Annotated in this window: 16 protein-coding genes; 8 read left to right on the forward strand and 8 right to left on the reverse strand. The window is 63.2% G+C overall.

What is annotated here, in order from left to right:
- Nucleotides 1-113: 113 nt before the first annotated feature.
- Entirely contained in the window at nt 114-3,734 is a 3,621-nt protein-coding gene (locus tag ASD52_RS03240) for a hydantoinase B/oxoprolinase family protein (protein ID WP_057222834.1), read from the forward strand.
- 283 nt (nt 3,735-4,017) lie between these two features.
- Nucleotides 4,018-5,919 carry a methyl-accepting chemotaxis protein gene (locus ASD52_RS03245; RefSeq protein ID WP_057222835.1) on the forward strand — a complete coding sequence of 634 codons (1,902 nt, stop codon included), beginning with the start codon at nt 4,018-4,020 and terminating at the stop codon, nt 5,917-5,919.
- 71 nt (nt 5,920-5,990) lie between these two features.
- On the opposite strand, the gene ASD52_RS03250 is transcribed toward ASD52_RS03245, so the two are convergent.
- The 3 genes from ASD52_RS03250 to ASD52_RS03260 form a co-directional block, all read right to left on the reverse strand.
- Nucleotides 5,991-7,535: an aldehyde dehydrogenase family protein gene (locus tag ASD52_RS03250; RefSeq protein WP_057222836.1), complete on the reverse strand. Its 1,545-nt coding sequence runs from the start codon at nt 7,533-7,535 to the stop codon at nt 5,991-5,993.
- An 18-nt stretch (nt 7,536-7,553) separates the two neighbouring features.
- Nucleotides 7,554-8,438 (reverse strand): NAD(P)-dependent oxidoreductase, encoded by an 885-nt coding sequence (locus ASD52_RS03255; protein ID WP_057209852.1) that lies wholly within the window; start codon nt 8,436-8,438, stop codon nt 7,554-7,556.
- 243 nt (nt 8,439-8,681) lie between these two features.
- A complete protein-coding gene (locus ASD52_RS03260; protein ID WP_025429281.1) occupies nt 8,682-9,671 on the reverse strand; it encodes a zinc-dependent alcohol dehydrogenase family protein in 990 nt (329 codons plus the stop codon).
- Nucleotides 9,672-9,775: 104 nt separating this feature from the next.
- Here ASD52_RS03260 and ASD52_RS03265 point away from each other — a divergent pair, with 104 nt between their 5' ends.
- Nucleotides 9,776-10,675, forward strand: coding sequence for a LysR family transcriptional regulator (locus ASD52_RS03265; protein ID WP_025429280.1), 900 nt, complete (start codon nt 9,776-9,778; stop codon nt 10,673-10,675).
- Nucleotides 10,676-10,833: 158 nt separating this feature from the next.
- On the opposite strand, the gene ASD52_RS03270 is transcribed toward ASD52_RS03265, so the two are convergent.
- The 5 genes from ASD52_RS03270 to ASD52_RS03290 all read right to left on the reverse strand — a co-directional run bounded on the left by ASD52_RS03270 (nt 10,834) and on the right by ASD52_RS03290 (nt 14,665).
- Nucleotides 10,834-11,049, reverse strand: coding sequence for a hypothetical protein (locus ASD52_RS03270; protein WP_057222837.1), 216 nt, complete (start codon nt 11,047-11,049; stop codon nt 10,834-10,836).
- Between the two features lie 107 nt (nt 11,050-11,156).
- Complete coding sequence (locus ASD52_RS03275) at nt 11,157-12,074, reverse strand: LysR family transcriptional regulator (protein ID WP_225906260.1); 918 nt, start codon at nt 12,072-12,074, stop codon at nt 11,157-11,159.
- A 22-nt stretch (nt 12,075-12,096) separates the two neighbouring features.
- Nucleotides 12,097-13,254: a M20 aminoacylase family protein gene (locus ASD52_RS03280; RefSeq protein WP_057223380.1), complete on the reverse strand. Its 1,158-nt coding sequence runs from the start codon at nt 13,252-13,254 to the stop codon at nt 12,097-12,099.
- Between the two features lie 62 nt (nt 13,255-13,316).
- Nucleotides 13,317-13,832 carry a hypothetical protein gene (locus tag ASD52_RS03285; protein ID WP_057222838.1) on the reverse strand — a complete coding sequence of 172 codons (516 nt, stop codon included), beginning with the start codon at nt 13,830-13,832 and terminating at the stop codon, nt 13,317-13,319.
- A gap of 17 nt (nt 13,833-13,849) precedes the next feature.
- The gene (locus ASD52_RS03290) at nt 13,850-14,665 is read right to left on the reverse strand and encodes a DUF3100 domain-containing protein (protein ID WP_025429275.1); all 816 of its coding nucleotides are present in this window, start codon (nt 14,663-14,665) and stop codon (nt 13,850-13,852) included.
- Nucleotides 14,666-15,128: 463 nt separating this feature from the next.
- On the opposite strand from ASD52_RS03290, the gene ASD52_RS03295 reads away from it, so the two are divergent.
- The 5 genes from ASD52_RS03295 to ASD52_RS03315 all read left to right on the forward strand — a co-directional run bounded on the left by ASD52_RS03295 (nt 15,129) and on the right by ASD52_RS03315 (nt 20,694).
- A complete protein-coding gene (locus tag ASD52_RS03295) occupies nt 15,129-16,154 on the forward strand; it encodes an ABC transporter substrate-binding protein (protein ID WP_025429274.1) in 1,026 nt (341 codons plus the stop codon).
- A gap of 67 nt (nt 16,155-16,221) precedes the next feature.
- Nucleotides 16,222-17,727 (forward strand): sugar ABC transporter ATP-binding protein, encoded by a 1,506-nt coding sequence (locus ASD52_RS03300; protein WP_025429273.1) that lies wholly within the window; start codon nt 16,222-16,224, stop codon nt 17,725-17,727.
- Nucleotides 17,727-18,719 carry an ABC transporter permease gene (locus ASD52_RS03305; protein WP_025429272.1) on the forward strand — a complete coding sequence of 331 codons (993 nt, stop codon included), beginning with the start codon at nt 17,727-17,729 and terminating at the stop codon, nt 18,717-18,719. Before ASD52_RS03300 ends, ASD52_RS03305 begins: the two co-directional genes overlap by 1 nt.
- A complete protein-coding gene (locus ASD52_RS03310) occupies nt 18,716-19,672 on the forward strand; it encodes an ABC transporter permease (RefSeq protein WP_057222839.1) in 957 nt (318 codons plus the stop codon). Before ASD52_RS03305 ends, ASD52_RS03310 begins: the two co-directional genes overlap by 4 nt.
- Nucleotides 19,669-20,694, forward strand: a complete 1,026-nt coding sequence (locus tag ASD52_RS03315; RefSeq protein ID WP_025429270.1) for a LacI family DNA-binding transcriptional regulator — start codon at nt 19,669-19,671, stop codon at nt 20,692-20,694. The genes ASD52_RS03310 and ASD52_RS03315 overlap by 4 nt, the downstream gene beginning before the upstream one ends.
- The last annotated feature ends 72 nt before the right edge of the window (nt 20,695-20,766 follow it).

Below are 20,766 nucleotides of genomic sequence, written 5' to 3' on the forward strand. Positions count from 1 at the left end.
TCCTCATCTTGACGATTTTATGTCATCATTTTATCGACATTTTGTCAACGAACTGCTTTGATGAATTTCGGAGCCGACCCGAGCTGGCGGCAGACGAGTGAGAGGGATGGACGATGAGCGCACGCGAAACCGGCAGCTGGGACTTCTGGATCGACCGTGGCGGCACCTTCACCGACGTGATCGGCAGGGACCCGCAAGGCGTTCTGCATGCGCGCAAGGTGCTGTCGGAGAATCCGGAAGCCTATCGTGATGCCGCCGTGCACGGCATCCGCCTGCATCTTGGCCTGCCGACCGGCACGCCGATCCCGACCGGGCTCATCAGCGAAGTGCGTATGGGCACGACGGTCGCGACCAATGCGCTGCTTGAGCGCAAGGGCGAACCGCTCGCACTGGTGACGACGCGCGGTTTCCGTGACGCGCTCAGGATCGGTTACCAGGAGCGCAAGAACATCTTCGCCACCGAAATCATCAAGCCGGAAGCGCTCTACAAGGATATTGTGGAGCTCGGCGAACGGGTGCTGGCCGACGGCACGGTCGAGCAGGCACTGGATGAGGCCGAGGCGCGCCAGGCGCTGACGGCGCTTCGCGACCAGGGTTACAACACCGTCGCGATCGTCTTCATGCACGCCTATAAATATCCGGAGCACGAGGCGCTGGTCGCCCGGCTTGCCCGCGAAATGGGCTTCGAGCAGGTGTCGGTCAGCCACGAAGTCTCGCCGCTGATCAAATATGTCGGTCGCGGCGATACCACCGTCATCGACGCCTATCTCTCGCCGGTGCTGCGCCGCTATGTGGCGCAGGTGTCGAGCGAACTCGACGTCGAGCGCTCCGGCGCGCGGGTCATGTTCATGATGTCGTCGGGTGGCCTGACGGCCGCCGACATGTTCCAGGGCAAGGATGCGATCCTCTCTGGTCCGGCTGGCGGTGTCGTCGGCTTGGCCAAAACCGGTGAAGCGGCCGGTTTCGACCGCGTCATCGGCTTCGACATGGGCGGCACCTCTACCGACGTTGCCCATTTCGACGGCGAATACGAGCGCGCCTTCGAAACCGAAGTCGCCGGCGTGCGCGTGCGCGCGCCGATGATGCTGATCCACACGGTTGCCGCCGGCGGCGGTTCGATCCTGCATTTCGACGGCGAGCGCTTCCGCGTCGGACCGGATTCCGCCGGCGCCAATCCGGGCCCTGCCTGCTATCGCAACGGCGGCCCGCTTGCGGTCACCGATGCCAATGTGATGCTCGGCAAGCTGATGCCGGAATTCTTCCCGGCGCTGTTCGGGCCGGAGCAGAACGAGCGGCTCGATGTCGAGACGGTGCGTCAGCGTTTCGCGGCGATGGCAGCCGAAATCGGCGATGGCCGGGCGCCTGAGGATGTTGCCGACGGTTTCATCCGCATTGCGGTCGCCAACATGGTCGAGGCGATCAAGAAGATCTCGGTCCAGCGCGGCTATGACGTGACGCGTTACGCGCTCAGCTGCTTCGGCGGCGCCGGTGGCCAGCATGCCTGCCTTGTCGCCGATCAGCTGGGGATGAAGAGCATTCTGGTGCATCCTATGTCCGGCCTGCTGTCGGCCTATGGCATGGGGCTCGCCGATATCCGCGCCACCCGTCAGAAGGCGCTCGGCGTTGCGCTCGACGACAAGGCGCCTTCGGCGCTTGCCGAGCTTGGGTCCGACCTGCAGGTCGAATGCCTCGGCGAACTCGAAGCACAGGGCATCGCCCGCAACGAGATCCGCACCCATCTTCGCGCCCATATCCGCTATGCCGGCACCGACACGGTCCTGGCTGTCGATGCGACCTTCCCCGGGCATGACGATATCGCCCGCCTACGCGCCGAATTCGAGACCTTGCACAAGCGCCGCTTCGGCTTCGTCGCCGACAACAAGGCGCTGGTGATCGACGCTGTCGAGGTCGAAACCGTCGGCGGCGGCGCTGCCCAGATGGAAGGTGAAGGCCTGGCGACGACGGCAGGCGCGCCCGCGCTTAGCCGCAGCACCCGCTTCTATTCCCAGGGCCAGTTCCACGATGCGCCGGTGGCGCTTCGCTCCGAGATCAAGCCGGGCCAACGCCTTGACGGTCCGGCGATCATCATCGAGCCGAACCAGACCGTTATCGTCGAGGACGGCTGGCAGGGGGAACTGACTGCCAAGGACCATATCGTGCTTCGCCGCGTCAAGGCGCTGCCGGCGCGCAGCGCGATCGGCACCAAGGCCGATCCGGTCATGCTCGAGATTTTCAACAATCTCTTCATGTCGATCGCCGAGCAGATGGGCGTGACTCTGCAGAACACCGCCTACTCCGTGAACATCAAGGAGCGTCTCGATTTCTCCTGCGCGGTCTTTGACAACAGGGGCAATCTCGTTGCCAATGCGCCGCACATGCCGGTGCATCTGGGCTCGATGGATGCCTCGGTCGCAACTGCGATCCGCGAGAACCCGGTCATTCACCCCGGCGACGTCTTCCTGATCAATGCGCCCTATAACGGTGGCACACATCTGCCCGACCTGACCGTCTGCACGCCCGTGTTCGACGACCAGGGCAGGGAGATCCGATTCTGGGTCGCAAGCCGCGGCCATCATGCCGATATCGGCGGAATTTCGCCCGGCTCAATGTCGCCGCTGGCGACCAACATCGAGGAAGAAGGCGTCTATATCGACAACTTCAAGCTCATCGATGCCGGCCGCTTCTGCGAGGCCGAACTTGAGGCGTTGCTCAATGGCGCGCGCTATCCGGTTCGCAACATCGTGCAGAACGTCAACGACCTGAAGGCGCAGGTTGCCGCCAACGAAAAGGGCGTGGCGGAACTCAAGAAGATGATCGCGCAGTTCGGCGAGGATGTCGTTGAGGCCTATATGGGCCACGTCCAGGACAATGCCGCCGAAAGCGTGCGCCGCGTGCTGGACCAACTGCCTAACGGCGAATTCTCCTACGAGATGGATCAGGGCTGCAAGATCGTGGTGAAGATCACCGTCGATCGTGACAAGCGCGAGGCCACCGTCGACTTCACCGGCACGTCGGAACAGCGTTCGGACAATTTCAATGCGCCCGCTCCCGTCACTCGGGCGGCGGTGCTTTATGTCTTCCGCGTTCTCGTCGAGGCCGATATCCCGATGAACGCCGGTTGCCTCAGGCCGATCCACATCGTCATCCCGGAAGGCACGATGCTGACCCCGCGTTATCCCGCAGCGGTCGTTGCCGGCAATGTCGAAGTCAGCCAGGCTGTCACCAACTGCCTCTTCGGTGCCGTCGAAAGCCAGGCAGGCGCTCAAGGCACGATGAACAATCTGACCTTCGGCAACGCGCACTACCAGTATTACGAGACGATCTGCTCGGGCGCGTCGGCGGGGCCGGGTTACAATGGCGCCGATGCGGTCCACACCCATATGACTAATTCGCGTCTGACCGATCCGGAAATTCTTGAGACCCGCTTCCCGGTGGTGCTGGAGGACTTCCACATCCGCCGCGGCTCCGGCGGCAAGGGTAAGTGGTCGGCCGGCGACGGCACGAAACGCACCATTCGTGCCCGGGAAAAGCTCGACTTCGCGATCCTTTCCGGTCACCGCCGTGTTGCACCCTTCGGCATCAAGGGCGGTGAGCCCGGCAATCTCGGCCAGAACCTCGTCCGTCGCAACGACGGGCGAACCGAAGAGCTGTCGGGCTGCGCCCATACGGTTCTGGAAGCCGGCGAGGCCTTTACCGTCGTCACGCCCACGGGCGGCGGCTACGGCAAGAAATGATCTCCCAAGACTGCTGCGGCGGTCTGCGGGCGGGCGAGAAATCGCCCGCCCGCTTTGCGTTTGAAAGGCCGTTCGGATGGGCGCCGCCTTGGCCGGGCCGATCCTGATGTTGCTGTTTTAACGCTAATTTAAATTCGCAATTACTAAGTATCTCTCGGTCGGTGCGCTTGAGATCTCCGCCTCCTCCCTCGGAGCGCGCGCAACATTCCGGGTCTCCTCCCACCGGTTTGGCCGACCATGTCCTGCAAACCAGCGCGATCGCGACATCACAGGAGTCACGGCAGTGGCGTTCAAGAATTTATCGATATTGACCAAGGTCGGCCTCGTGGTCGTGGTCATGGGCATTTCGTCAACCCTGATCGCCCTTGCCGGTGCGCGCGGGCTCTCTTCACTCGGCACGACGATCGTCGAAGTCGGCGCCCGCGAAGAAGCCGCGCGCGAGGCGATGGACCTCAGGGTCGATATCATCGCCATCAGCCGCATGACCTATCAACTTGCGGCAACGCCCGGTAAGGCTTCGGAGTTCGGTGCGGAAACGGAAACGCGCGCCGCTGAAATGCTCGCTCGCGTCACCAAGATCGAGGCGGTCGCCGACGATGCCGAGGACAAGCTTCTCAACGACATCCGCACGACGCTGAACAGCTATTTCGACGAGATCCGCGCAATGATTGCCGTCGCCGGATCGAATGGCGCCGACGCCGCTGCCGTCAAGGCCGCGCTCGACAAGGCGCTCGACGCCCAGAAGACCGTGACGTCCGCCGTCAAGGCCTACAGCACCTATTCCGGCGATGCTCTTGCCGCTGCTCGCGCCGAGGCGCTCGAATCTTCCTCCGTCGCGATGACGATCCTCTTGGCTGCAGCCGGCGCCTGTATCGTCTTCGGCGTGGCCGTCAGCCTGCTCGTCGCGCGCCGCGGCATCGTGCTTCCGGTGCAAACGCTGACGTCGATCATGAGCGAACTTGCCGACGGCAAGCTTGATGGCGATGGCGCCGACCCTTCACGCCGCGACGAGATCGGCGAGATGGGCCGCGCCGTCGAAGTCTTCCGCAAGAACGCCATCAGCATGCGCGACATGAAGGCCCAGGAGGCGGCGCTGCATGCACGCAGCAGCGATCTCCAGTCCAACATCAGCATCGTGGTTGCCGCGGCCGTTGCCGGCGATTTCACCGGTCGCATCACCAAGGACTACGATAACGAGGACCTCAACCGCTTTGCCGCCAGCGTCAACGAGCTGGTATCGAGCGTCGATTTGACGGTCAACGAGGTCCGCCGCGTCGTGGCAGCACTCGCAGACGCCGACCTGACGCAATCCATGCGCGGTGAATTCCACGGCGCGTTCGCCGAGCTTCAGACCAACGTCAACGCCACGATGGTGACCCTGCGCTCGACGATGCAGAACGTCCGTACTGCGGCGGGCACGATCAACGACAATTCGGTGGAGTTGAGCTCGGCGGCTAACGATTTGTCGAAGCGTACCGAGCAACAGGCGGCAGCACTCGAAGAGACAGCGGCGGCCCTCGACGAAATCACCTCGACGGTCCGGACCGCGTCTGCGCGGGCCAATGAGGCGCACGAGATGGTGCGCGCCACCAAGGACAGTGCCGGACGATCGGGTGCGATCGTGCGCAGCGCAATCGACGCCATGGGCCGCATCGAGGATTCGTCGAACCGGATCAACCAGATCATCTCGGTGATCGACGAGATCGCCTTCCAGACCAATCTACTGGCGCTCAACGCTGGCGTCGAGGCCGCCCGTGCCGGCGAGGCCGGACGCGGCTTTGCCGTCGTCGCCCAGGAAGTCCGCGAGTTGGCGCAGCGTTCGGCGAACGCCGCCAAGGAGATCAAGACGCTGATCCACAGCTCCGCAAGCGAGGTCGAAAACGGCGTGTCGCTGGTGCGCTCGACCGGCGAGGCGCTGTTGGAGATCGAGACCCTGGTCAACAATGTCAGCGGCCACGTCAATACGATCGCGACCGCCGCACGCGAACAGGCAACCGCACTGCAGGAGATCAATACCTCGGTCAACCACATGGACCAGATGACCCAGCAGAATGCGGCAATGGTTGAAGAAACGACGGCTGCGAGCGGAACGCTCGCCGAAGAAAGCCGCCAGCTCCGCACGATGCTGGCGAAGTTCAAGCTGGAAGGTGTTGCAACGCGCGAAAGCTGGAGCCGCGCCGCCTGACGAAACGGCCCCGAGCAAGAGAGAAGGGTCGGCGTCGCCGGCCCTTCTGTCATTTCATTCGCTCGACTGCCCTACGCCTCCGGGGCATAGCCGAAGACGACGGCAGGATTTTCCGCGGTTTCGACCCAGACGCTCTTTGTCTGGGTGTAGGCGAGCAGCGCGTCGCGGCCGCTGGAGCGGCCGTATCCGGAGCGGCCGAAGCCGCCGAAGGGCGACATCACGCTGATCGTCTTGTAGCCATTGATCCAGAACGTGCCGGCGCGCACGCGCGCGGCCATGCGGTGGGCTCGCCCGACGTCCCGTGTCCACACAGCGCCCGCGAGACCGTAAGGGTTGTTGTTGGCAAGCGCCACCGCTTCTTCCTCGTCGTCAAAGACCGTGACGCCGACGACCGGGCCGAAGACTTCCTCGCGCGCGATGGTCATGTCGGGCTTGACGTTGTCGAGGATGGTCGGGGCAAAGAAGAAGCCGCCGGAGGACGAAAGCGCTGCGGGCTTGGCGCCGCCGGTTGCAAGCGTTGCGCCTTCGGCAACACCCTGGCGCACCATCTCGTCGATCTTTGCCCATTGGCTGGCATTGTTGATCGGGCCAATCTGGGTGGCGTCGAGATAGGGATCGCCGACCGGGATGCGTTCGGCGGCGCGGGCATAACGCTCGACGAATTGCTGATGCACCGAGCGGTGGATCAACAGACGGGAACCGGCAACGCAGCTCTGGCCGGCGCCCGAGAAGATGGCCGACTGCGCGCCGACGATCGCCCGGCCGACATCCGCATCGGCAAAGACGATGTTGCCGGACTTGCCGCCGAGTTCGAGAATGCAGGGCACGACGTTCTTCGCAGCTGCTGCCGCAATCGCAGATCCGGCCTGGGCCGAGCCGACGAAGACGACGAGCGCTGTCTGCTGATGGGCAACCATCGCGGCGCCTGCGGTCACGCCCTGGCCGGCGATGACGTTGACGAGTCCGCGCGGTGCGCCGCCCGCCTCGCAAAGTGCTCCGAGGACAAGCGTGCTGAGCGGCGTCAGCTCCGACGGTTTGATCACGACGCCGTTGCCGGCGCAGATCGCCGGTGCGATCTGCCAGCCGCCGGTAAAGAGCGGCGCGTTCCAGGGCGTGATCTGGGCAACGACGCCGACCGGTTCGTGCCTGATGTAGTTCAGGTGTGAGGTCGGGACCGGAATGACCTCGCCGTGCAGCTTGTCGCACCAGCCGGCATAATATTCGAACATCTCGGCGACCCGCAGCGCTTCGCCGCGGATATCGCGGATCGGCCGGCCAGCGGAACGGCTTTCGAGCTCGGCCAGTTCCGGTGCGCGCTCACGGATCTTGCGGGCGATCTCGTTCATCACCCGGCCGCGGGCGGATGCCGTCATGGCCATCCACTCGCGCTGCGCCCGCGTCGCCGCTTCCATGCCCGCATCGATGACGTCGTTGCCGGCGTCCTTGAACGTGGCGAAAACCTCGCCGGTCGCCGGGTCGGTCAGGTTCTGCTCAGGCCCGGAGCCTGCCACCAGCACGCCGTCGACATAGCTTCCGATCTCGCTGCCGGGCAGGAAGCCATGAAACAGCGCGCGGATGCGCTCGGCCTTGGCGGCCGGCATGGTCATGTCGTTCATTGTCTTCCCCTTGTCGTCTCAGTTGTCGTTGGCCGTGGCGCGAAAGGCGCCCATGCGGGTGAAGTCGTCGGCATTGTCGAGCGGGCTTTCGGCCCAGAGCCGAGCGACTGCCGCCGAAAGCGGCAGTGCGGCGCCGGTGCGGGCGGCAAGCTCACTTGCAAGCCGCACGTCCTTGCGCATCAGGCCCATGGTGAAGCCGCTGTCGAAGCGGTCGTTCATCACCCAGGTCGGGAAATGCACTTCGCTGATCATCGATTTGCCCGAGGCGGCGTTCAGCACCTTGAGCGCCTGTTCGGGCTCTAGCCCTGCCGAAAGCGCCAGCTTCAGGCCCTCGCCCGTCGTCACCATATGGGCGGCTGCAAGCAAGTTGTTGACGAGCTTGGCGACATTGCCGGCACCGCTTGGGCCCACATGCAGGGCCTTGGCCGCCATCGCATCGATCACCATTTTCGCGCGGGTAACATCGGCGTCACTGCCGCCGATCATCATCGTCAGCATGCCGCTTGCAGCACCCGCCGGCCCGCCCGAGACGGGCGCATCGAGGAAACCGTGGCCAAGTGCGTTGAGACCGGCGGCGAGATCGCGCGAAACGTCGGGTTCCGACGTGGACGTGTCGATGATGACGACACGGTCGTCGGCAGCCTTCAGGGCGTCAAGATTGGCCTCGACGACGGCTGCGACGTCCTTGGCGGTCGGCAGCGAGAAAACGATGAAATCGGTATCGACGAAGACGTCGGCAAGCGTTTCGCAAGGCGCCACACCGCCTTCGTCCGCCAGCTTGCGTCTGCCGTCGGAAAGGTCGAAGCCCTTCACCGCAAAGCCGTTGCTGGCGAGCGTGGTCGCCATGCCGAGCCCCATGGCTCCAAGCCCGACCACGCCTATCGCTCTCTCTTTCGTCGTCATATCCGGTGTCACCCTCAGCGTTTGTTTTGGTGCTGAGAAGGTGGCACGGGGTATCCGGGGCGGGTAGACGGCGGGGCCGGTACACTGCGTTGCTGGCGCCGCAACGTCGGTGGTTCAGCGGATGCCGGCCCGAGGCATCGAGCGTTTCCGGTTTTGGCGGAGTGGCAGAAACGCCCGATCCCTTTGCTTTAGGCATTCCCGACGGAAAACCGCTTGGCTCTTTTCCTGGAAATGCTCCAATCGTCAGATTGTCACGACGATCTTGCCGAACTGTTCGTTCGTCTCGAGATAGCGATGCGCCTCGACGATCTGCTCGAACGGAAAGGTCCTGGCGATGACCGGTTGCAACGAACCTGAGGTCAGCCCGTCGAGGATGAAGGCCTTGGCCGCCTCCAGCCGCTGGGGATTACCGATGATCTCGTGGACGAGGTAACCACGCAACGTCAGCGTCTTGCTGAGGACGGCAAACAGCGGAAAAGGCGTGGGCTCAGGGCTGAGGCCGCCATATTCGATCAGGATGCCGCCATGTGACATCGCCGCCGTCAGCGGTTCGAATATCGGCCCGCCGATCGGGTCGAATACCACGTGGATGCCCTGCGGACCGGCAATCTCCTTCAGTCGGGCTTCCAGGTCTTCCTCCGCTGAGGCGATCACATGGGCTGCGCCGAAATCGAACAAGGCCTGCTTCTTGGCAGAGGTTCGCGTGACGGCAATTGCGGTTGCGCCGACCAGGTTGGCGATCTGGATGGCCGCCAATCCGACACTGCTCGAGGCGGCGGTGATCACGACCAAATCTTGCCTGCCGAGCTTGGCGATGTCGATCAGGGCGCCATAGGCCGTGAGATATTGCATCCAGACGGCTGCTGCCGCTTCCCAGTTGAGCGACGGCGGATGCTTGACCACCTGCGCGGCAGGGACGGTGACCAGCTCACCATAGGCGGGCCAGCGGACCATCGATATCGGCGGAATGATGCTGACGGCGTCGCCTGGCGCGAAACCGTCGACCCCGCCGCCAATCGTTTCGATCACCCCCGCAGCCTCGAGGCCAAGACCGGACGGCAATGTCGGCGTCTCGATGTACCGGCCCGAGCGCAGCAGCGCCTCGGCGCGATTGAGGCCAAGGGCCTTGACGCGAATCTGGACCTCGCCGGTACCGGGTCCGGCAACATCGTGATCCTCAATGCGCAGAACCTCCGGACCACCATGCTCATGAAAACGAACGACGCGTGCCATCAGCCATAAACTCCGTAATGATTGAACTGAATAAGCTATGGGCGTCGGCTGGAATTCGATAAATGTCGGATTTGGCAGAGCAGTAGAAACCAGGAGTTTCGAATATGGATCGCCTTACGAGCATGGCGGTGTTCGTCAAAGCCGTGGATCTCGGCTCGTTTGCGGCCGCCTCGGAAGCGCTCGACCTTTCCGGGCCGATGGTCGGCAAGCATGTTCGGTTTCTCGAAGAGCGGCTCGGCGTGCGTCTGATCAACCGCACGACGCGTCGACAGAGCCTGACCGAATTCGGTCGCGCCTATTATGACCGCTGCCGTGTCATCCTTGCGGAGGCCGAAGCGGCAGACGCACTTGCGGCCGATCAGCTTTCCGAGCCGCGCGGTCGGTTGCGCGTCACCATGCCGGCGCTGCTCGGCCGGCGGTGCGTCGCGCCCATTCTGATGGAGTTTGCCCGGAAATACCCAAGGCTCGAGCTTGAGCTCTCCTTCGGCGATCGCATCGTCGATCTCGCCGAGGATGGTTACGACCTTGCCATCCGCACCGGCACTCTGGAGGACAGGTCCGGGCTGATCGCCCGTCGGCTTGCCAGCCACAGCATGGTTGTGTGCGCATCGCCGTCCTATGTCGAGCGCCATGGCACCCCGAGACAGATCGACGATCTGGGCGGCCATCATGCGGTGACATATAATAGACCTGGATGGGTGCATCCCTGGCTTTTCCCGCGCGACGGGCAGCAGGTTTTGGAAGTGACGCCCGCCAATCGCTTGCGGCTGGACGATCTCGAGGCCATCGCCGATGCTGCGGCTGCCGGAATGGGGCTGGCCTGGTTGCCGTCGTGGCTCGTTCGCCACCGCATCAAGTCCGGCGTCCTTGTCGAAGTGTTGCAAGGCGAGCCGGGATATGTGTTCGACAACTATGCCCTTTGGTTGCGCACGCCGCACTTGCCGCTGAAAGTCCGTCTTGCGGTCGATGCGCTGGTGGCCGCTTTGCCCACGGCGATGATCTAAGCCGTGAACCCATAAACCGGACGACTGAGATGGGCGTGGATCCCGCCCGTCCGTTTGGTCAAAGACGGGAACCTGACGTCGGTGGCGGAACGCGCCATGACCATGAGCAGACGACGTATCGAAGGCAACCGCCCGCCGCCATCAGCTTTACGTCAGGTTCAGTCCTTCTTGAACTCGAATAGCTCGATGACGTTGCCCGACGGATCTTCGAGTAGGATGGCGCGGCCGGCACCGCCGTCGCTGATTTCACCACGGAATCTTGCATCAGCGCGGCGCAACCGCTCAATGAGGACATCGACCTCGAAATCGAGATTGTCTCGATAAAACGCGACCGCCTCGTCGACGTCCGCGACGATGTATCGGACGGATGCCATCCAACCTTCTCCTCTGTCCTGGAGCTACAACCGTCAACTCGCGTAAAGGTTTCCTGTCGGTGGAACTGAGTGCAGAACGGGCCGTCCGGATGCCGGTTCGGTAAGCCTCAGGCTTTGAAGGACTGCATTTCCTGCGCGAGATGCTGGCCGAGTTTTTCTACCGAGAGCGGCAGGCGGCGATGCGCACGCACCATCAGGTGAGCGCTCGCCTCGCGCAGCAGCGGATCTTCAAGGTCGACCGCCTGCATGACGCCGCGGTCGATTTCGCCGGAGACGGCGGTCCTCGGCAGGAAGGTGACGCCGAGACCGGAGGCGACGAAACGGCGCAACACTTCGATCGAATGAGTTTCGAGCAACGGCGCCAGTGCCATGCCGGCGTCGGCGGCGACGCGGGCAACGATCTGGGTGACGCCGTTGCCTTTGCCGAGCATGGCGCAGGGCGAGGTCAGACAGTCCGCCAGTTTCAGACCGGTGCGGCTGGCGAGGGCATGCCCGATCGGAGCAATGACGCAAAGCGGCTGGCGGGCGATTGCCAGCGCCCGGATGCGCGGGTCCGTCAGCGGTGTGTAGGCGATGCCGATATCCGCGTCGCTGTTGGCGATGGCATCGACCACGTCCTCGGTGCTGCCGAGTTCGACGATATAGCGGACATATGAATGCGCCCTCGAGAATGACGACAGCCCGTGTTCGACAAGGTCCGCCATGAAACCTTCGCCGCAACGAATGCGGATGCGCGTCTGCTGGACGCCGCGGATCTGGTCGAGCTGTTCGGCGAGCAGGCCGTTGTCTTCAAGAACACGCTTGCCGTGTTCGAGAACGAGTTCGCCGGCATCCGTCAGCACTGTGCCGCGTGCTGTTCGTTCGAACAGCGCAAGGCCGATCTCGCGTTCGGTGTCGGCGATCTGGCGGCTGACGACCGACGGCGCCAGCCCCATGTGTTCGGCCGCACCCCGGATCGATCCGATGCGGGCAACGGCCATAAAAATCTTGAGCGCTTTCGCGTCGAGCACGTCCATGGTGGTCATGTGCGACGGAAACGGTTTGAGGTCAACGACCAAGAGATGTGGCGATCAGCCTTGTCCAGAGGTCGACGCCCTGCGGAACGATCGCATCGTTGAAATCGTAGTGCGGTGAATGCAGGCCGGGGTTGGCGCCTTCGCGGCGTGCGCCGAGCCAGAGGTAACAGCCGGGGCGTTCCTCCAGCATGAAGGCGAAATCTTCCGCAGCCATGCTGGGGGCGGCATCGACGACCGTAAGGGCACTGTCCTTTGCTGCGACCGAGCGCACGAAGGCGGCCGATGCAGCATCGTTGATCGTGGCGGGATAGCGGTACTGATAGTCGAGATCGGCGCTGCAGCCGAGGCCCTCGGCGATGGCCGCCGTCAGCGTCCGCATGCGCTTTTCGAGGATTTCTCCGACTTCTTTCGCAAACCAGCGTGTCGTGCCGCGGATGACAGCTTCCTGCGGGATGACATTCCAGCCATCGCCGCCGTGGATCTGGGTCACGGAGACGACGGCTGCGTCGAGCGGCGAGACGTTGCGGCTGGCAATCGTCTGCAGCGCGGAGACGATCTGGGCTGCGGCAACCAGCGGGTCGGCGCCCTCATGCGGCATCGCCCCGTGGGCGCCTCTGCCGGTGATGCGGATTTCGAACACGCCGAAGGCGGCCATCATCGCGTCGTCGCGGGCAACGCAGGTGCCGACGTTAAGCGCCGGCCAATTGTGCAGGGCATAGACTGCGTCAGCCGGAAAATCACGGAAGAGACCGTCGGCGACCATGGCGCGGGCGCCACCTTCCGCTTCTTCCGCCGGCTGGAAAATGAAGTGTACGGTACCGTCGAAATCCATCTCGGAGGCTTGTCGCGCCGCGGCGAGCAGCATCGAGACGTGACCGTCATGGCCGCAGGCATGCATCTTGCCGGATGTTTGCGACGCGTAGGCAACGCCGCTGGCTTCGACGATCGGCAGCGCGTCCATGTCGGCGCGGATGGCGATCGTGCGCGACGAGGTGCCGCGCGACAGCGTGCCGACAAGGCCGGTGCCGCCATAGCCGCCTTTGACGGCAATGCCCCACTCCGAAAGCTTGCTTGCAATGAAGGCCGACGTTTCCCGTTCCTCGAAGGCAAGTTCGGGGTGGGCGTGCAGGTGATGGCGCCAGGCGATCGTTTCCGCGATGCGGTCAGGGCTGATTTCGTGGCGGCTCATCTCGTTCATCCTGTATCTGCAAATTGAAGGCCGGCCGCAAAGCGGCCGGCCACAGTTCTATCCTACTGGCCCAATCTCAGGAACAGGTCGGCAACGACGACGGAGCCCATATAGGTTCCGATCATCACGCAGATCGCCACGATGACGATCTTCCAGCCCGAACGACGGGCGATGGCGAATTCGCTCGCTGTCAGCGCCAGGCCGCCATAGGCAAGCGCCGGCGTGGCGAGCGCCAGGAAGTTCAGGTGCTCGACCTGTTCGCTGACCCAGGCAGCCCCCGGGACGCCGGGAATGGTGATCAGGATCGCGATCAGCGATACCCAGGCGACACCAGGCAGGTAAAAGGGTACGAAGCGGGCAAAGCCGAGGCCGATGATGCAGGCGACATAGAGCACCGCCATGCCCGGCAGGGCGATGAGCGGCGACGTGCCCGTTCCGACCCAGTTGGCGATCAGGCCGATGGCGCAGGCGATCAGCAGCAGCCCGGAGTGTTTGACGACATCGATCTTGCGCTCATCTTCCGCATTCAGCGGCAGGTCATCAGCAAGATTGGTGGTGGTGTTGGTTTGATTGGCCATTGTTCCTGTCTCCCCGATCAGGCTGTTTTGCGGTCGGACGGGCGGGCTTTGTTGTAAAGCCATTCCGTCAGCGGCAGGGCGACGAACATGCCGACATAAAGGCCGGTCGCGTAGGTCAGGATGTTGCTGGCCGCTGCCAGCGCCAGGATGATGTCCTTCTGGTCCGGAACGACGGCGACGAGACCGCCGGTGCAGGCCGCAAGCATCGAGCCGGAGCCGACGCCGCAGGACATGGCAAGAGCGCGCACGTCGAAGATGCCGAGGCCGTGGACGAGCGGCGGCATGATCGCGAAGACGAATGTGCCGATGAGTGTGCCGGTGGCATAGACTCCCATGGCGCCGGCGCCTTCCGGCGAGTTGAGGCCGTATTTGTCGGCGATCAGCGCGATGTTGGGCTCGCGATCGATCGAATAGGTGGCGCCGACGGCTTCGCGGCCCATCTTGAGGAGGAACACGGCGACCGGGAAGGCGATGAGGATCGTGCCGAGATTGCCGAGTTCCTGGAGCACGAGTGCCGGTCCGGCCTCGATGATCTTGGAGATCTGTGGTCCGACTGTTGTGCCGAACTTGGCAATGAAAGGCATGATCGCAACGGTGATCATGGCGCCGGACAGCTTGACCGCATCCTTGGAAATGAACTTGGCGCTCGCCTTGAAAATGGCGGGATTGAGCATGATGCCGAGTGCGAAGGCATAAAGGATCGGCAGGAAGATCACGGTGCCGAGGCCGATCGACAGGCGTTGAATGCCGATCAGCTCGGAGACGATGACGATCGCGAGCACAAGGATGTGCAGATAGAGCCCGCCTGCGGCGGCTCCGGGTTTTCCGGTCATGATGTTCTCCTCTGGTTGGGGACCAGTTGTTGTTCTTTGCCCAAACTTAACACTATTGGCTGAGGGCAAATGCCGGCTAGCCGGTCGGCGAGCAACGAAGTGTTGCAGTTCCAGCAACAGGTCGCTGGGTTGAAGGCGGCTTCTGCAAAACCGCTCATCGCTTCTGTCATTTCATGGTCGCGGTCCTGCTTTGGCCGAGTGCGGATGCGAATCGAGCTTTCGCCTTGCCTTGCTTTTGCATGTGCCGCCTCGATGGCCAAGGACACATACGGCCAAGTGGGGACGAGCGGCACGGAAAGCGCCAACTTTCCCCAGCAATCCGGGCGATTGGCCCGGCCAGATCACACCTTGCGCAGGTTCACGACAGAAATTCGAAAAACCCATCAAAAATCGCTGAAAACCCCCATTGAAATCGATTACATTTTCTGGCTTCATGGTTCTCGCAAGATTTTGGGAGGATCTTATGAAGAAGCTTATCGCCGTAGCACTCGGCACCGTCGCATCCATTGCCATCTCCGCCTCGCTCGCCAATGCCGAGACCTTCAAGATTGGTCTGTCCAATGGTTGGGTCGGCAGCGAGTGGCGCACGCAGATGATCGACGAGGCCAAGGCGGCCGCGGAAAAATGGAAGGAAAAGGGCGTCGACGTCGAAGTCAGCGTCCAGAGCGCCAATGTCGACGTGCCCGGGCAGATCGCCCATGTGCGCAATTTCATTGCCGAGGGCGTCAACGCCATCATCATCAACCCCAACAGCCCGACGGCCTTCGACCCGATCTTCGCGCAGGCGAAGGAAGCGGGCATTTTGGTGATCGCCACTGATGCCGAAGTCTCTTCGCCGGATGCCACCTATGTCGGCATCGACCAGACGGCATGGGGTGCGGCCGGTGCCAAGTGGCTTGCCGAAACGCTCGGTGGTAAGGGCAAGGTCGTGGCGATCAACGGCGTCGCAGGCCACCCGGCAAACGAGATGCGGGTCGCCGGCTATAAGAGCGTCTTCAAGGACTATCCTGATATCCAAGTCGTCAACGAGGTCAACGCCAACTGGGATCAGGCGCAGGGCCAACAGGCCATGCAGAACATCCTGGCGACCTATCCTGACGTCAACGGCGTCGTCGTGCAGGACGGCATGGCTGCCGGCGCCTGGAAGTCGATCATGGATGCCGGCAAGGCCAGCCAGATCGCAGCAACCGGCGAGATCCGCAAGGACTTCATCGATCTCTGGAGCAAGGATAAGCTGAACTCCGGCGCGACCGTCAATCCGCCCGGCGTCATGGCAAGCGCGCTCAATGTCGCCGTCCTCATGCTGCAGGGCAAGGAACTGAAGGAACCGGCAACGGCTGGCCAGTACAAGAACGCCATGTACCTGCCGATCCCGTTCATCGACTCCAAGAACCTGGCGGATGCCGCCAAGCAGGTCGACGGCAAGCCGGGCTACTACTCCTACACCAGCGCCCTTTCAATCGAAGACGCTGAAGCGCTCTTCAAGTAAGCGCTCAAGACCGGGCGGATCTCGTGGTCCGCCCGGCGCTTCTGACCCGATCATACGGACGATCCTCATGTCGAAACTTAAGATGAACGGCGTAAGCAAGGCTTACGGCGCCACCCTGGCTTTGCGCCGCGGCGACCTTGAGATCGCCGCCGGCGAAGTCCATGTGCTCATGGGCTCGAACGGCTCGGGCAAGAGCACATTGTGCAAGATCATTGCCGGCAGCGTGCGCCCCGATGGCGGAGAGATCCTCATCGACGGTCGGCCGGTCACGATATCAGGGCCGCAATCGGCCAGGGCGCAGGGCATCGGCATCTTCTACCAGGAGCTCAGCCTTGCCGGAAACCGCTCGGTCGAGGAGAATATCTGCCTTGCCATGCTGCCGGTCAAAGCCGGAATCTTTATCGACCGTGCCGCCCTGAAGGCGCGCGCGGCGCGCTACATCGATCTTTTCTCCGGCGTTTCCGGTGATGGTTTTGCGGCCGAGACGCTCGTCGGCAATCTGCGCGCCGATCAGCGACAGCTTGTCGAGATCATGAAGGCACTGGCAAGTGAAGCCCCGATCCTGATCTTCGACGAGCCAACCTCGGCACTCGACAGGGCACAGGTCGACCGCTTCTTCGATATCCTGCGCGGGCTAAAGCGCGACGGCCGCGGCATCATCTTCATTTCGCACCGCATGGACGAGATCACCGCGATCGGTGATCGGGTGACGATCATTCGCGACGGTGAGACGATCAAGACGCTCAATCTGAACGAGACCGATCCTGCCGCGGTCATCCGGCTGATGGTCGGCGGCGCCGGCGACATGCCGGCCTCGCAGTCCTCAGTGCCTGCCGTGGCAAGCTTTTCGGCCGGCGACGCCATGACCGTCGACAAGCTGTCGGGTGCCGGTTTCCGCAATGTCAGCTTCGAGGTCGCCAAGGGTGAGATCCTCGGTCTCGGCGGGCTTCACGGCCAGGGGCAATCGGCGGTGTTGCGGGCGATTTTCGGCGCCGGCTCCACAACTGCGGGCGAAATCCGCATCGGCGGCGATCGTCTCGATGCGAGAAGCCCGCGCGACGCCATCCGGCGCGGTTGCGCCTATGTCTCGGGTGACCGCGGTCGCGACGGCGTCATTGCCGGCAGACCGATCATCGAGAATGTGACGCCCATCCATTACCTGCGTGATCGGCTGATGATTGCACGTCCGTCAACGCTCAAGGAAAAGGCGATGCCGGCGCTTGAGGCGATGCATACGAAGTTCGCGAGTCTCCTGCATCCGATCAACTCGCTTTCCGGCGGCAACCAGCAAAAGGTGATCATCGCCCGCTGGCTGATCGATCGGCCGGATGTGCTGCTGCTGGACGACCCCACCAAGGGCATCGACCTCTCGGCCAAGGCCGATCTCTTTGCCCTCATTCGCCAACTGGCAGGCGAGGGGCTCGGCATCCTGCTCTATTCCTCGGAGGACGCCGAATTGCTCGGGAATGCCAACCGCATCCTCGTCTTCAACGGCGGGTCGGTCACTCGCGAGCTCACCGGCGAGGATCGCACCCGCTACAATCTTTACCAGGCTGCATACGAGGCCGCGTGATGACACCGACCACGACAGAAATTCGACCTTCCCGCGCCGGTGGGCTAAAACTCTGGCTCGAGCGCTATCCGTTCCTGCCGGCGCTGGTCATTGTCGTCGCGCTTCTGGCGTTGAACGGCGTGTTCTCGCCCAACAGCTTGAGCTACCGCTCGCTGACGGGGCTGCTCAGCACCTATATGGCGCTGATCATGCTGGCGATCGCCCAGACCTATGTCGTTTCCGCAGGGGATATTGACCTGTCGGCCGGTGCGACGCTGTCACTCGTCAATGTCGCCATTGTCGTTTTGATGGAAAAATGGGGTGGTGGCGCCGGCGCCGTCATCGGTGCCTTGATCTGTGGCATTCTGCTCGGGCTCGTCTGTGGGGTTATCAACGGCATCGTCGTTGCAGCGCTCAGGCTGCAGGCGATCGTCGCTACCTTTGCGACCAGTATCTTCTTCACCGGCGTTGCGCTCTATGTCATGCCAGTGGCCGGCACGCCGGCGCCGGCGCTGTTCTGGCGGACCTATGGCGGGCGGTTGCTCGGTCTTCCCTTCGTCTTCTATGTGCTTGCAGCACTCGCTGTTCTGCTCTTCCTTTTGTCGCGCACCCGCCTCGTCACCCAGCTTCTGGCCGTCGGTGACGACCAGCAGGCGGCCTACCAGACCGGTCTTCCCGTGGTGCTGGTCCGCATCAAGGGTTATGCGCTCTGCGGCCTGTTTTCGGCGCTCGCAGCGTTCTGCCTGACCGGCGACACCGCCAGCGGCGATCCGCTCGTCGGTGGCAAGATGACGCTCTATAGCGTCGCGGCCGTCGTGCTCGGGGGCAGCGCGCTTGCCGGCGGCTGGACGACCGTGGTCGGTTCTCTGCTCGGCGCGCTGACGATCGGTCTCGTCAACTCGCTCGTCTTCTTCATGGGCACGCCGTCGGAGTGGCAGAACTTCGTTCAAGGTCTCGCCATCCTCCTCGTCTTGATGGCAGGCGTGCTTGCCGGCCGGAGGGCACGCGCATGAACGCCGTTATTTCCTTCCTCAGGAAGCCGCTGGTCATCGCGCTGCTTTTGATCGTGGCACTTCTCTATCTTGGCGAAAGCCTGTCACCGGGCTTTGCCTCGGCCGACCAGATCCTGCGCCTGCTGATTGTCGCCTCGCTGCTCGGCATTGTTGCGGCCGGCCAGAACGTCGTCATTCTCGGCGGCCGCGAAGGCATCGATCTCTCGGTCGGCGGCGTCGTTTCGCTTTCGGCGATCATTGCCGGCAATGTCATGAACGGCGCCGACGGCGGCATCCTGCCGGCGATCCTTGCCTGCGTGGCGACCGGGGCTTTCTTCGGCCTCCTGAACGGGCTGGGTGTCACGCTGCTGCGTATCCCGCCGCTGGTCATGACGCTCGGCATGCTCGGCGTGCTCCAGGGCCTGCTGGTCGTCATCCGCAACGGCATTCCCTCCGGCCGCGCGGCACCCGGTCTTTCCGCCTTCGTCACCCAGCCGCTGGTGTTCGGCATTCCCGGCATCATCTGGCTCTGGATCGCCGTCGGCCTGTTTATGGCCTTCATGCTCAACCGCACCGTCTTCGGGCATCGCATTTATGCGATCGGTTCCAACGAACATGCGGCCTATATGGCCGGCGTGCCGGTCCGCCGCATGCGCATCGGCCTGTTCATGATCTCCGGCATGTTCGCGGCGATCGCAGGCCTCTGCCTGCTTGGCTATTCCGGCTCGTCCTTCGCCAATGTCGGCGAGCAATACATGCTGTCCTCGATCATCGCGGTCGTCTTTGGCGGTACGTCGCTTGCCGGCGGCAAGGGCGGATACACCGGCACCATGGCAGGCGCGCTGTTGCTGGTGATCCTCCAGGGCATCCTGACTACCGTCAACATCGATGAATCCGGCCGTCAGATGGTGTTCGGCGCGACATTGCTGCTCTTGATGCTGTTTTACGGCCGCGGAAAGGCGATGCGGACATGAGCGATCACAGGCCGAAGATCAAGGATATTGCCGAGCGTGCCGGCGTTTCCGTTGCCACCGTGTCGCGGGCGCTCAGCGATTCCGGCCTGGTGACGGCGGAAACGCGCCAGCGCATCCATGCGCTTGCCCGCGAACTCAACTACCGGCCGAACGTCAGCGCCCGCAACCTGCGCACCCGCAAGTCGATGTCGGTGCTCTTGGTCGTGCGCGACGTCGGCAACCCGTTCTATCTCGACATTCTGAAAGGCGTCGAGGCGACGGCGCGCGAGGCCGGCTACTCCGTGCTCATGGGCAACACCGAGAACGATCCGGATCGCGAGACGGAGTATTTCAACATGCTGCGCGATGGCCATGCCGACGGCATGATCCTGATGACCGGCAAGCTGCCGCCGGCAGGGCATGATGCTGGTCTCGACCTGGCGCATCTGCCCGTCGTCGTCGCGCTGGAAATGATCGACGACTCGGGGCTGCCGCATGTGCAGGTCGACAACCTTGCCGCCGCCAGGGCTGCGGTCGAGCATCTGATCTCGCTTGGTCACCGCAAGATCGCCCACATCGCCGGGCCGCTGCCCGAAGTGATGGCCATTCACCGCCGAGACGGTTATCGCGCCGCGATGCACGAGGCCGGCCTTGCGATCCCTGACGGCTACGAGGCTCGGGGCGATTACCTGCTTGAAACCGGCCAGCTCTGCTGCGGCCAATTGTTTGCCTTGGCCGAGCCGCCGACGGCGATATTCGCCGCCAACGACGAAATGGCCTATGGCGCCATTCACGAGTTGCGTCGCCTCGGCCGTGATGTGCCTGGTGATGTTTCCGTCGTCGGCTTCGACGACCTCTATCTGAGCAAGGCTTTCTATCCGCCGCTGACCACGGTCAACCAGCCGCGCGCCGACATCGGCAGAACGGCGATGTCGCTGCTGCTTCGTATGCTTTCCGGCGAGGAGGTGGCGCATGCGCCGCCCATAGTGCTGCCGACGACCCTGAGCATTCGGGCCAGCACCACCGCGCCACGTCACTCATAAGGCGAGCATGATGTCGACCGAAACCGCTTACACTTTCGGCATCATGCTCCGGCCGAAAAATCTGGGAGAAGA

Source organism: Ensifer sp. Root142 (assembly GCF_001426785.1).
In the GTDB taxonomy this organism is placed as follows: domain Bacteria; phylum Pseudomonadota; class Alphaproteobacteria; order Rhizobiales; family Rhizobiaceae; genus Ensifer; species Ensifer canadensis.

Excerpts from the sequence above, each read along its gene's own strand:
- ASD52_RS03255 (WP_057209852.1), bottom strand. The coding sequence starts at position 8,438 with ATGACGACGAAAGAGAGAGCGATAGGCGTGGTCGGGCTTGGAGCCATG.
- ASD52_RS03285 (WP_057222838.1), bottom strand. The coding sequence starts at position 13,832 with ATGGCCAATCAAACCAACACCACCACCAATCTTGCTGATGACCTGCCG.
- ASD52_RS03275 (WP_225906260.1), bottom strand. The coding sequence starts at position 12,074 with ATGACCACCATGGACGTGCTCGACGCGAAAGCGCTCAAGATTTTTATG.
- ASD52_RS03250 (WP_057222836.1), bottom strand. The coding sequence starts at position 7,535 with ATGAACGACATGACCATGCCGGCCGCCAAGGCCGAGCGCATCCGCGCG.
- ASD52_RS03290 (WP_025429275.1), bottom strand. The coding sequence starts at position 14,665 with ATGACCGGAAAACCCGGAGCCGCCGCAGGCGGGCTCTATCTGCACATC.
- ASD52_RS03280 (WP_057223380.1), bottom strand. The coding sequence starts at position 13,254 with ATGAGCCGCCACGAAATCAGCCCTGACCGCATCGCGGAAACGATCGCC.
- ASD52_RS03305 (WP_025429272.1), top strand. The coding sequence starts at position 17,727 with ATGACACCGACCACGACAGAAATTCGACCTTCCCGCGCCGGTGGGCTA.
- ASD52_RS03315 (WP_025429270.1), top strand. The coding sequence starts at position 19,669 with ATGAGCGATCACAGGCCGAAGATCAAGGATATTGCCGAGCGTGCCGGC.
- ASD52_RS03265 (WP_025429280.1), top strand. The coding sequence starts at position 9,776 with ATGGATCGCCTTACGAGCATGGCGGTGTTCGTCAAAGCCGTGGATCTC.
- ASD52_RS03295 (WP_025429274.1), top strand. The coding sequence starts at position 15,129 with ATGAAGAAGCTTATCGCCGTAGCACTCGGCACCGTCGCATCCATTGCC.
- ASD52_RS03300 (WP_025429273.1), top strand. The coding sequence starts at position 16,222 with ATGTCGAAACTTAAGATGAACGGCGTAAGCAAGGCTTACGGCGCCACC.
- ASD52_RS03240 (WP_057222834.1), top strand. The coding sequence starts at position 114 with ATGAGCGCACGCGAAACCGGCAGCTGGGACTTCTGGATCGACCGTGGC.
- ASD52_RS03270 (WP_057222837.1), bottom strand. The coding sequence starts at position 11,049 with ATGGCATCCGTCCGATACATCGTCGCGGACGTCGACGAGGCGGTCGCG.
- ASD52_RS03260 (WP_025429281.1), bottom strand. The coding sequence starts at position 9,671 with ATGGCACGCGTCGTTCGTTTTCATGAGCATGGTGGTCCGGAGGTTCTG.
- ASD52_RS03310 (WP_057222839.1), top strand. The coding sequence starts at position 18,716 with ATGAACGCCGTTATTTCCTTCCTCAGGAAGCCGCTGGTCATCGCGCTG.